Raw genomic sequence first — 11351 nt, 5'->3', positions numbered from 1 at the left:
ACTACGCGGACTCGATATCGACAGTGCGGTCCAGCAGGCTCGTCAGCAGCCCTGCACGAGCCTGACGGAGCCTGGTGGCCTCGGCGCGGATCACAGCGATCTGCCCCTCGATTGCATCCAGGGCCTCTGCTGCCTGCTCCTGCTCAGGTCGGAAAGGGACCGGAAGCGCCACCGACAGGAGCTGGTCGGGGTTGAGTCTCTTACGGCGCTGCACCGTCCCGGTTACCCTGCTCTGCATCTCCGCCCACAGTCGAGGTGTCCGGCAGACATGCTTCATCCACCCTGGGTCGATGTCATCGGCGAGAGTGAAGGTCGGAAACTCGTTACTCGCCACGAAGGCGTCGAACTCGGCAGTGACTACGGTGATCGGCCCCTCCCAAGCAGTCAGCTTCCGCATCACCACCTGGTTCTCCCGAAGGACATTCATCCCGGTGTACTCGGTATCGGCCCCATCGAGCACACCTCTATCAACAAGGCCCTTGCCCGCATTGAGCACTCCAGCGAGGTGGTAAATCGTTCCCGCGTCCATAGGGGTCCGTGCGATGTCGAGGTGCATCACGTCTCTGAGTAATCGGTAGTCCGCTTCGTCACCCTCACAGGTGCACCAGAGCAAAGACGTGGCCGACCGGTACACCCCCTCCAGTGCCTTTGCTTCGTCGTTGAGTGCGGTGATCTGGTCGTCGACCGCGCCGACAACCTGGACGATCCGTTCTTGCACACGCTGAGGGGGCACGAGAATCTCGATTAGGCTGAGATTCGTACCCGAGATCCGAACGACTTTCGTCTCGGACAGGTACTTGATCTTCTGCGAATGGAACAGAGACGATGTGAAGAAGTACGAGACGTATGCAGGATCGAGTCCGTGACGGAGGATGTAGCAGTCATCGTGAACCGCGACGTCGTCGTCGCCGAGCCATGCGACGGCCTTCCCGACGTCATCGACGTTCTCGCTAGTCGCGGCGATGATCAAATCTCCAGGGTGAGCGAGGCGCATTCGCGCACGGGAATCTTCGGCCAGAAACGCAAGTGGATCCCTGGCAATGGCCCCAAAGTCAGTGTGAATCTGTGCGTAGTGCACACAGCCAAGCCCGGATTCCACGTAGTCGTTCTTCGTAAAACGACGGCCGCGGATCAATTCTCCAACGTCGGAGAGCGGCTTCCGGGGCCACTCCGACTGCTCATTCATCGAAGCCCTCGATTCCCGCGGACGCGAGCACTGCGAGCATGCGCTGCTCGGCCTTCTGGCGTTCAGCGCGGGCGATGTTGTAAGCCGTGATGAGGCTGCCGAGATCCTCCTGCTCGGCAGCGACATGTTTGATGTATCTGCCGATGTTGAGGTCGTACCCGTTCCCCTCGATCTCCGACAGTGGAGCAAATCGTGCAGCCATGCCGCCGTCGAGATCTACCGGATTGCCGTCGGCATCGAACGTGGAATGGTAGGCGGTCACCACGTCGGCGACGTCAGCGCCGGTGAGGATGTTTCGGTTGGTGGCCTTTACGAACCGCGTGGAAGCGTCGATGAATAGCACACCATCCTTCCGCTCTGGCGCCTTGGTGCCGGGAGCACGGAAAATCAGGACGCAGGTCGGAATGGTGGTGTTGTAGAAGAGGTTGGCAGGCAGCCCGATGACGGCTTCGAGGAGGTCATCATTCAAGACTCGCTGACGGATGGCTGCTTCTTGCCCGCCCCGGAAGAGGACACCGTGGGGAAGGACGACACCAGCGCGGCCCTTTACTGGATCCATGCTGGCGATCATGTGCTGCACGAACGCCCAGTCAGCCGACTTCGTCGGTGCGATACCGCCGATGGCGCGTGGGTCGTTGTTCCAGGGCTTCCATTTTAGCGAGTAAGGCGGGTTGGCGAGGATTACGTCGAATTGCGCGACGGACCCGTCCGACTTCTTGAAACGAGGCTCCTTCAGGGTGTCACCAACCTCGACCTGGAACTGGGTGAGGTTGTGCATGAAGAGGTTCATGCGTGCCACACCCGCTGTGTCCAGAACGGACTCCTGCCCGTACAGGCGGAGCGTGTAGCCCCGCCCGCCGTGGGATTTCAGGAGGTTCGCGGAGGCGATGAGCATGCCGCCCGACCCGCAGGTCGGGTCATACACCGATTCGAACCCCTTGGGGTCCAAGAGCTCGACGATCAACTCCACGACTTCGCGCGGGGTGAAGAACTGGCCGGCACGGGTGCCGGACCCGTCGGAGAACCGCTTCAGCAGGTACTCGTACGCGCCGCCGAGCACGTCGTGGGACATGTTGCCCTCGTGCATCTTCGGGGTGCGATCCATCGCCCGTATAACCGCCGCCAACACCTCGCTCGGCAGCACCTCTTCAGAGGTCCAGGTCATGGATCCGAACAGGCGGGAGAACTTGTCAGGGTTGGCCGTCTCGATGGCCCGCAGTGAGGCGCGGACCCGCTGGCCGAGGCCCGGCTGGGTGACGGTGGCGAGAATGGACGACCACGAGGCGCGGCGCTCCTGGACAGTGCCAGGGTGGATATTCGGGATTTCGAACGACTGGTAGTCGCGGTACTCGATCTCCCGAGCTTCCTCAGCTGACAGGCCGTCCAAGCCCTCGTTCTCGTCCAGGAATTCCTGATGGTGGTGCTCCCAGGTATCCGACAGGTACTTCCAGAACATCAGCGGGAAGACGACTGAGGAGTACTGCGCTTCAGGTATCGCCACGCGCAGCTCATCGGCGGCGTCCCACAACCGGGTCTCGATCTCCTGCTGAGTCACTGCCATCAGTCGGGGTGTCCTTGCTCGTCAGAGGGTGGTGACCCGAAGGCCCTGGTGATTGGACGGTGCACTGGCGACCTGTGACCGGCAGAGTCCTCCAGGGAGGCTAACGGACGCCACCGACATTGACAGCCGATGACCGGCGGAAAGGCCGCCGCAGTGTCAGAGGAAGTCGGCCGACACCCGGAAACGGATCCATACACCACACGGCCCGTCTTCACACCGGGAGATCCCCTCAAGAACCGACTTCAAATCGTCTCCCCGATCGTGTTGACCGCGTCAACATCTGAGCCTAACGTTTGCATTGCCAATTGGGCCGAAACAGCCTGAACTGCAACGAAACTGGCTGGTCGCAGAGTTGACCTGGGGAAACGGATGGGTTCAAATCCCCTATCCTCCGCGCTGATTCGCTGGCCAGGTCCGTTACGACGGGCCTGGCCAGCGTTTTCTTTACTGCTACCAGCCACTCACGGCCGTGAATTCGGGTGCGAATTTGCACCCGAATTGCTAGGATCGAACGTAAGTTCGAACTACTGCGCGGAGGGTTTGTGACGACACACAGCATCAAACACATACGCGCAGACGCGCAGAGCTCGCCGTACGACCCTAGGCTGTCGGGTATGACGGGCGGCCGGGACAGCGAACGTGTGGCACTGCTGGCCCTCATGGACGAACGCCCGAAGGGTATGACTTGGGCGTCACTCGCCTCCGAGGTCGTCATTCGAGGGTCGGCGATCGACATTTGGAACGACTTCCACCCGCCGCTGCTGGATGGGATGGACACCGAGATCGACCGGCTCGGCGCTGCCCGCAGCACACTGGAAGCGTGGCGCGATCAGGACTTCGACCTGGTGACGGTCCTCGATCCCGAATATCCGGTGGCACTGCGCGACATTCATCAATTGCCGCCGATGCTGTTCGTCAAGGGCAAACTCGTGCCCGACGAGATCGGCGTATCGGTCGTTGGTTCCCGAGCCGCGAGCGAACGTGGTCTGACTATCGCAGCGGAGGTGGCCCGCGGCCTGGTGGACCGAGGCATCGCCGTACTGTCCGGGCTGGCCGCAGGTATCGACACCGCCGCGCACACTGCGACGATCGCGGCGGGCGGGCGGCCGATCGGTGTGATCGGAACCGGCATCAACCAGATCTATCCCGCGGCCAATCGTGAACTGCACGCCCGCGTTTCCGCGACGGGTGCACTCGTCTCTCAGTTCCTTCCCGATGCCCCGCCGCAGAAGCACAATTTCCCGATACGCAATGCAACGATGTCGGGGCTCGGGCTGGCCTCGGTGGTCATCGAGGCCGGCGAGCACAGCGGTGCACGGCTCCAGGCCCGGCTATCGGTGGAGCACGGCCGACCGGTGATCATGACCGATCTGGTCGTCGCAGCAACAGCCTGGGCTCGCGATCTGGTCGGCAGGCCAGGCGTATACGTGGCCGCCAACGTTGCCGAAGTACTGCATCTGGTTGAGGATCTTGTCGCTACCGACGCCTCTGTTCCGGCACTTACCGATCCCGCCGTCGCGCTGGATCGCGATTGAGCGCAGCCGATCCGATCGATCAGCTCGTCCGCACGGCCGGTGGTTATCTCCGGAACACTATGAAAGATCCGATGGCAACCTGTCAGATCTGCGCGGAGCCGACCGAGGGGTTCGCGCTGTGCTATCAGTGCAACGGGCGAAAGTCTGTTGATGGAGTGACATCCGTTGTCGCGCCACTTGTCTACGGAATCGATGGGAAGCAGTCGGCAGCGCTGCTGTGGCGTTACAAGAACAACGTATCCGCAGAGTCGAAAACTCGATTCGCTCAAACAATCTCGCTACTGCTGTACGCGGGGATCAAACTCCATCAGCCGTGCGTGGAAAAAGTTGTCGGGCAACCCATCTCCCATGGTCAATGTGGCAGGAGAAGCGTTCGTACTGCAGACGCACGTACTACCGGACATTCCGGATGATCATGTCACCACCCCGGTACGTTCGGAGCTCTTATTCATGCCAGGGGCGCGGCAGGCAGGTCCAGCCGATATGTGCGGCGGGCGGTCTCGGCGAACAGGGAGGTCAGTTCGGTGTCCGAGCCACCGGAGGCGAGTCGTTTGTAGGTGTTCCACAGGGTGGCGTATCCGGTGCCCATCTTGTCCATGGGGAAGTTGCTTTCGAACATGCACCGCTGCGGGCCGAAGGCGTCGATGCAGGTGTCGAACCAGGGCCGCCAGAGGGCGGCGAGTTCGGTCGAGGTCGCCGGGACCGGTGCGTGGAGGTAGTCGTAGCCGAGGCCGCTTGCGAGGATGCCACCGAGCTTGCAGACGACGTTCGGGCGCTCGGCCAGTTCCCGGATGCCGCGTTGCCAGTGGGCGAAGTGTTCGGCACGGTTGTCGGCCCAGGGGCCGAAGCCCAGGGGCGCGCCGCAGTGGTTGAGAACCAGTCGTAGCTCGGGGAGTCCATCGGCCAGTTCGGCGGCATCAGCGAGCTGGGGGAACAACAGCTGGACGTCGAGGGGCAGATCGTGGTCCGCGAGTACGCGGGCGCCTGCCCGGACGGCTGGCTCGGCGAGCATTTGCGGGCGGTGACCGGGGTGGGTGAACTCGACGGCTTCGTGGTCGTACCAAATAGTGTCGTATCGGATGCCGCGGAACCGGCCCTGACCAGCGGCGATGTGCTGCCCGATGACGTCGTCGACGGCGGCGCCCAGGCTGAGGTCGGCGGCCCCGACGATCCCCGCGGCCAACCGGGTCGGACCACCGGCGGCGTCGCTGGCCGCGGCGAGCGCCGCGATGTACTCGGTTTCGCCGACCGGTGCCAACTCCGGGGGTCCGTCGGTGCGGTAGGCGGTGTGACATTCGGCGTGGACCGTGCCGATCACGTTGTGGCCGCTGCCGGTGTCTGCGGCGAATTCCTCGGACAGATAACGGTATCCGGGTCGGTCCCACAGGTGGTGGTGCGCGTCGATGATGGGCAGGTCGGGCAGCAAGATCTCCTCCCGGGCCTGTCGCGCGAGCCAAGGCTCGTCCGGCGGGAAGATCAGGCCGAACGAGGTCGGGCGAGTGGTATGGACATTCGGTGTGTTCATGGTGGATGCACTCTTTCCATCGCGATTGGTAGCGGGCTTCGCAAGTAGATGCGCGGGACCCCGAGGGATCAGGAATTCCTAGCGACATGCACTCGCCGTCTTCTCCGCCGTGGATGATGCGTGCGGGGACGAGGGGATTCGCCTCTTCGGCGCGTACCCAGGCAACCACCGGCGACCATTCCTGCCTCGAAGCGCGGACGACGATGAACTGGTCAGCCGTAGTACCAGCGGTAGCGGCAGTAACGTGATGACCGCGGCGACAACGAAACTCCAGCGGAACGCGATACTCGGATCACCGGCACCGGCATCAGAGACCGAAGAGAACATCGACGAGAAGACGCCCAGGACCAGTCCGACCACGGCGACACCGACTGCGAAACTTGCCTGACGATTGATATTCCAGAGCGCACTCGCCTGCCCGAGTTCAGCGGAGGGCGTATCGAGGAAAGCAGCACTTTGGGCCGTGCTGCTGGACAAGCTGCCGCCGAACCCCATGAGAACGTACGCGACGATCAGGAGCACCGGATTCATCGGGTGAGCGAGGAAGAACAGCAACATCAGACCGAGGCTCTGCAAGAAAATCCCCACCGTGAACAATACCTTGGGACCAATTCTATTAAAGGCCGTCCGGGTCACCCCGATCGCCAGCGCGGCGGCCGCGGCCCAGGGGACCATCAGCAGTCCGGTCGAAGTCGCGGACACTGACAGCTGCTGCTGCAGATATAACATCAGAATGACGTTCGCGCCCGTGAATATTCCTGAAACAGACTGATAGACGACCATCGACGTGGCCAGCATCTTCCCCTTCAACAGGCTCAGCTTCAACAGCGGTGCGGGAGCATTCCGCAAAGCGCGAACGAAGAAGTAGCCGCTCGCGACGGCCACACCGAGCAGTGTGGCGCCGAGGGGTCGACCGCCGGGCTCGCCGAGTTCCGACAGCCCGACGAGCAGGGTGATGATCGACAGGCTGCCCAAGGCGAAGCCTCTGACGTCGAATCGTTGCGGCTCTCGGACTGGGTCGCGCTGCAGCCACAGCACCGTCAGGAGGAGGTTTACCGCCGCCAGCGGAATATCCAGCCAGAAGATCCACCGCCAGGAAATATGATCGACCAGGATGCCACCCACGCTCGGCGACACCGCCGGGGCCATCAAAGCGACGACCATCATGATCGACGTCAGACGGGCGCGTTCGGCCGGCCGGTAATTTCGGTAGGTCATCGCCTGGCCCACCGGAATCAACAATCCGGCCGCCGCGCCCTGAACGAAGCGGATGCCGATGAGAACATCGATCGACCCCGCCGAACCGGCTCCGTAGGAGGCGATTCCGAACAGCAACAGGGACGCGGCGATCAGGCGTTTCTCGCCGAAGCGCTGCGCAAGCCACACGCTCAACGGCATGACGACGGTCAGGCCCAGCATGTAGGAGGTGCCGATCCAGGTCAGTTCACTCACACCGGCGTGAAATGTCGCTCCGATATCCGGATACGCGATATTCACGATGAACATATTGAGCAGGCCGATGAAAAAGCCCAGCAGATAGACGATCGCCACCTTGACTCGATATTGCATATCAAATCCTTAACGAAGCAGCGGTAGAGTATGCGCATCTATGGAATAGGAATCCGGTGCGTGCAATTTCCGGGGGTCGTGGCTACATACTGGCGATCAGGTCCGGATTGTCGAACCGAGCCGCCGTCGCAGCGAGGGTGTTCTTGACGACCGCACCGTCTTTGACGATGAGCGCCAGCGCCTCGTCGGGGCGTCCGAGCATCGTGATGTCGTCGAGTGGATTGCCGTCGAACACGAGCAGATCGGCCAGGGCGCCGGGTTCGATCACACCGAGCCGACCGGGATAGGGGTTGCGGGGTCCGGACAGGGCCAGCAGATCCGCGTTGGTGGCGGTGGCCATGGTCAAGATCTCGGCAGGGGTGAACCAGCGGGTCATTCCGGCCAACCGGTGACCTTGCCGGGCAGCGAGTTCGGGGGAGAACAGCGTGTCGGTGCCCCACGCGACCGGGATTCCGTACTTCCTGGCCAGCGCGTAGGCATTGTCGGTGCCGCGCGCCACCAGGGCGTTCTTCACGCGGCTGGCCGGCGACTGCGGGGGCGTGTCCTCGTCGTCGAGGAACGGTTGCATGCTCCACCAGATGCCTTGCGCGGCCATGAGTTCCACGGTGGCCTCATCGAGCAGATGCCCGTGTTCGATGGACTTGACCCCCGCCCGGATGGCTTGCCGCACCGCGTGCGGGGTGTAGGCATGCACCGCGACGTAGGTCCCCCAGTTCTGCGCGGCCGCCACGGCCGCATGAATCTCGGCCTCGGTGTACTGGGTGGCCTCGAGCGGGTCGTAGGCGGACGCGACCCCGCCGCCCGCCAATACTTTCAGTTGGCTGGCTCCTTGCATGAGTTGTTCACGCGCCGCGCGCAGCACCTCGTCGGCGCCGTCGGCGATGCTGGTGACTCCGGCCATTTCGGGGTAGCTGTGCTCGCCGGTCCGGCCCCGCGGGAGCTCATGGACAGAGCGGAAGTCGCCATGACCGGAGGTTTGCGAGATCATCGCCCCGGAGGGGAAGATCCGTGGCCCCGTGATGACGCCGGTATCGATGGCGCGCTTGAGTCCGAACGCGGGCCCGCCCATATCCCGCACGGTCGTGAACCCGCGCAACACGGTCTGCGTCGCGGCGGCACCGGCCGAGAGGTGGATGTATCCGAGATCCGCGGTCATGAGGTCCGGCATCGGGACCGTCGCCATGGTCGCGTGCCAGTGCGCGTCGATCAGCCCCGGGATCAGCGTGCGGCCTCCCCCCTCGATCACGGTGGCGCCCGTCTCGGCCTCTGCCGGTGTCACGCCGAGCGGATGGATCGCGTCGATCGTGGTGCCGCGCACCACCACCACCTGCGGGGTCTCCGACAATCGTCCCGCCCGGCTGTCGAACACTCGAACATTGCGGATGATCACGTCACCGCTACCCGTGCTGGTCATGAGGCTCCTCGAGGTCGTTCGGTCGTGGACCGCTCCTGGGTTTTCGTCTGTGCTACGTCTCGGCTCGAGACCGGTACTTCCTGTTCACGAGGTCACGATCACCTCGCCACCGAAGCTAACCCTTCACCCAACTCGGTGTCAACACTGGAGTCACCAATGGTGACAACGGCGACAGAATCTGGCACACTGAGGTCGTGACCACGAAAAAGACAAGCGCCGGACGCCCCCGGAAGAAGCCCGCTGCTGAGGCAGCAGGCAGCGAGAAGACGCGGTTCCTGTCCCGGGAAGTGCTCCTCGACGCCGCCTTGGCATTGGTCGAGCGCGACGGGCCGGACAAACTCACCATCCGCGCGCTGGGTGCCGAGCTCGGTGTCGATCACACCGCGATCTATCGGCACTTCCGCAGCATGGACGAACTGCTACTCGCCCTGGCCGACCGATTGCTGGGCACCGCCGTGGCCGATTTCGAGCCCGGTCCGGACTGGCGGACCACCCTGCGTGAGCTCAGCCTCGGAATCCGGCGCGCGTATCTGACTCATCCCCGCCTCGCCGTCCTGGCCGCGTCACGCGACACCCGCGGCGCCGCCGAATTCCGGGCCGTCGAGCTGGGCCTGGGCGCCCTCAAAGCCGCCGGGATGGACGACCGCGAGGCGGCACGCTACTACCTGGTCCTGACACACCTGATGCTCGGCACGACCGCGCTTGAAGCCATCACCGTCGGCCTCGACGAGCAAACCCGCACCGAGGACGTGGCGGCATCTGCCCGGGAGTATCTGGCCGCGCCCCCTTCCCGGTACCCCCATCTCGCCGCGGCCGCGCCCTACTTCGCCGACGCCGCCACCGAGGACCGCTTCGAACTCGGACTCGACCTGGTCCTCGATGCCGTCGAACTCCACGCCAGCAAACAACCTCCCCAGGAATGAGGTGTGTTCACATGTTCGAACCGGCCGCGATCGGCAGTGCGGGCTGTGGTGCTGTTTATGGTCGAAACTGCCTTTGAACAGATAATGATCAGCAGCGAAAGAGGTCGGGCAAGCAGGTATCGGTATTCAACCCTGTAAAGGAGTCGAGAATGACAGAACCCTCTTGTCGACGACAATTGCCGCTGCGGAGCACGATCGGCAGCCGTCGACTTCGGGCGGCTGCCGTCACCGTCGTCATCGCCGCAGGAATCATTGCCTCGGAGCCGACCGTCGATGCCAGCGCCGCTCCGGAGTCATGTTCTGCCGGTTGGGAATCCACCACACTCGCCACCGGACTCGGTCTCCTGGAAAACCTCGAACCCGACGGCGAAGACGGCTTCTACGGCTCCGGAATTCAGAACGGCATCATCTACCACATCGATGCCGCAGGGCACGTCGAGACGGTACTGACCAATCTGGACCGCCCGGCGGGAATCCGGCTCATCGGCCAATTCCTGTACTTCCTCACCAACAACTCCTTACGGGTAGGCCCGCCGACCGGAACACTACAACGACTCGACACCGCAACCGGCGCGACGACAACCCTGCTCACCGGCCTCAACGCCCCGAACGGGTTACTGGCACTTCCCGACGGCGACCTGCTCATCGGCGGCCTCTCCTACTTCAGCCCGCCCGGCGGTATCGCACGCTTCCGGCCCGCCACAGGCGAGTTCACACCGATGTGGTCTCACGTCGCCGACCCCAACGGCCTGGCGCTCACACCCGACCACGCGGCCATCTACACCGAGAACACCATCGCTTCCCAGATCATCCGGGTCCCGCTCGACACCCCCGACGCGCCGATCGTGGTCGCGAGGATCCCCGGCCTGCTGGCCGGGACCGACGACATGGAAGCCACCCAAGTGGGAACCCTGTTCGTCGCCGGCAACGTCTCCGCCGCAGTCCATCAGGTCGACCCGGACACCGGATCCTCATGCGCCATCACCACCGGCCCGGCCGGTCTCCCGCCCGCCGGACCGACCTCGGTCCGTATCGCACCCGACGGAACGAGCTGGGCGCTCTACACCACCGGTTTCGACGGCACCGTCCGCCGCTTCCGTCCACCACCTGGCGTCGACCTCACCCCCGCATACCAACGCCTTCCGCGGCGATAACCAGGCCCCACCAGGAGGTCTCCGAACGACATGCCAGAAAGTCTGCTCGAAAACCTCGCAGATCTGGCCGAAGCGGCGAAGACACCACCCCCGCAACTTCTGGTCAGTCCTCAGGAACAACCACCACCGGCACAAGTTGACCGCGGCAGTGACAAGGAAGCGGAAGTATCCCCGATTGCACCGAACTGTCGTGAAATGCACTGGCCAACTCGAGTTTCCGCGACGAAATGACTCGGCCGACCGTGTTGACCGCGTCACGTCCTGGAGCGAACGTTTGTGTCGTGAATTGTCCTGAACGGTCCCGAAATGCTGCGAAAACGCACTGAAAGAATCTCCGACCTGCGGAAACGGGTGGTTTCAAATCCCCTATCCTCCGCCACGGCAAGCGCCTCTGACCAAGCCATACCATATGGTCAGGGGCGTTTTGCGTCACAGCAGCCCCCCACTGGCGAACAGTCAGCTGATTTCGTTCTTCGATCTACTG

The 11351-nt window shown here is 63.4% G+C and carries 8 protein-coding genes; 3 read left to right on the top strand and 5 right to left on the bottom strand.

Going from position 1 to position 11351, the window contains the following annotated elements; translation table 11 throughout:
- Position 1: 1 nt before the first annotated feature.
- Complete coding sequence (locus NA11_RS27305) at positions 2-1186, bottom strand: restriction endonuclease subunit S (RefSeq protein WP_069164874.1); 1185 nt, start codon at positions 1184-1186, stop codon at positions 2-4.
- Entirely contained in the window at positions 1179-2747 is a 1569-nt protein-coding gene (locus tag NA11_RS27300; RefSeq protein ID WP_069164873.1) for a type I restriction-modification system subunit M, read from the bottom strand. Before NA11_RS27300 ends, NA11_RS27305 begins: the two co-directional genes overlap by 8 nt.
- A 614-nt stretch (positions 2748-3361) precedes the next feature.
- Here NA11_RS27300 and NA11_RS27295 point away from each other — a divergent pair.
- Positions 3362-4282, top strand: a complete 921-nt coding sequence (locus NA11_RS27295) for a DNA-processing protein DprA (protein ID WP_069164872.1) — start codon at positions 3362-3364, stop codon at positions 4280-4282.
- 448 nt (positions 4283-4730) lie between these two features.
- On the opposite strand, the gene NA11_RS27290 is transcribed toward NA11_RS27295, so the two are convergent.
- The 3 genes from NA11_RS27290 to NA11_RS27280 all read right to left on the bottom strand — a co-directional run bounded on the left by NA11_RS27290 (position 4731) and on the right by NA11_RS27280 (position 8790).
- A complete protein-coding gene (locus tag NA11_RS27290; protein ID WP_069164871.1) occupies positions 4731-5807 on the bottom strand; it encodes an amidohydrolase family protein in 1077 nt (358 codons plus the stop codon).
- A 78-nt stretch (positions 5808-5885) separates the two neighbouring features.
- Positions 5886-7358: an MFS transporter gene (locus NA11_RS27285; protein ID WP_218023387.1), complete on the bottom strand. Its 1473-nt coding sequence runs from the start codon at positions 7356-7358 to the stop codon at positions 5886-5888.
- A 100-nt stretch (positions 7359-7458) separates the two neighbouring features.
- Positions 7459-8790 carry a metal-dependent hydrolase family protein gene (locus NA11_RS27280; RefSeq protein ID WP_069164869.1) on the bottom strand — a complete coding sequence of 444 codons (1332 nt, stop codon included), beginning with the start codon at positions 8788-8790 and terminating at the stop codon, positions 7459-7461.
- A 194-nt stretch (positions 8791-8984) separates the two neighbouring features.
- Here NA11_RS27280 and NA11_RS27275 point away from each other — a divergent pair, with 194 nt between their 5' ends.
- Both NA11_RS27275 and NA11_RS27270 read left to right on the top strand, forming a co-directional pair.
- Positions 8985-9713: a TetR/AcrR family transcriptional regulator gene (locus NA11_RS27275; protein ID WP_084655111.1), complete on the top strand. Its 729-nt coding sequence runs from the start codon at positions 8985-8987 to the stop codon at positions 9711-9713.
- Positions 9714-9862: 149 nt separating this feature from the next.
- Entirely contained in the window at positions 9863-10867 is a 1005-nt protein-coding gene (locus tag NA11_RS27270; protein WP_084655110.1) for an SMP-30/gluconolactonase/LRE family protein, read from the top strand.
- Positions 10868-11351 lie beyond the last annotated feature (484 nt).

It is taken from the genome of Nocardia altamirensis NBRC 108246 (genome assembly GCF_001612685.1).
In the GTDB taxonomy this organism is placed as follows: Bacteria; Actinomycetota; Actinomycetes; order Mycobacteriales; family Mycobacteriaceae; genus Nocardia; species Nocardia altamirensis.
The sequence above is the reverse complement of the archived record's forward strand: the minus strand, read 5'-3'. Positions and strand labels throughout refer to the sequence as shown.

Bases quoted from the DNA above. Each gene is read 5' to 3' on its own strand.
- NA11_RS27305 (WP_069164874.1), bottom strand. From the start codon at position 1,186: ATGAATGAGCAGTCGGAGTGGCCCCGGAAGCCGCTCTCCGACGTTGGA.
- NA11_RS27300 (WP_069164873.1), bottom strand. From the start codon at position 2,747: ATGGCAGTGACTCAGCAGGAGATCGAGACCCGGTTGTGGGACGCCGCC.
- NA11_RS27295 (WP_069164872.1), top strand. From the start codon at position 3,362: ATGACGGGCGGCCGGGACAGCGAACGTGTGGCACTGCTGGCCCTCATG.
- NA11_RS27290 (WP_069164871.1), bottom strand. From the start codon at position 5,807: ATGAACACACCGAATGTCCATACCACTCGCCCGACCTCGTTCGGCCTG.
- NA11_RS27280 (WP_069164869.1), bottom strand. From the start codon at position 8,790: ATGACCAGCACGGGTAGCGGTGACGTGATCATCCGCAATGTTCGAGTG.
- NA11_RS27270 (WP_084655110.1), top strand. From the start codon at position 9,863: ATGACAGAACCCTCTTGTCGACGACAATTGCCGCTGCGGAGCACGATC.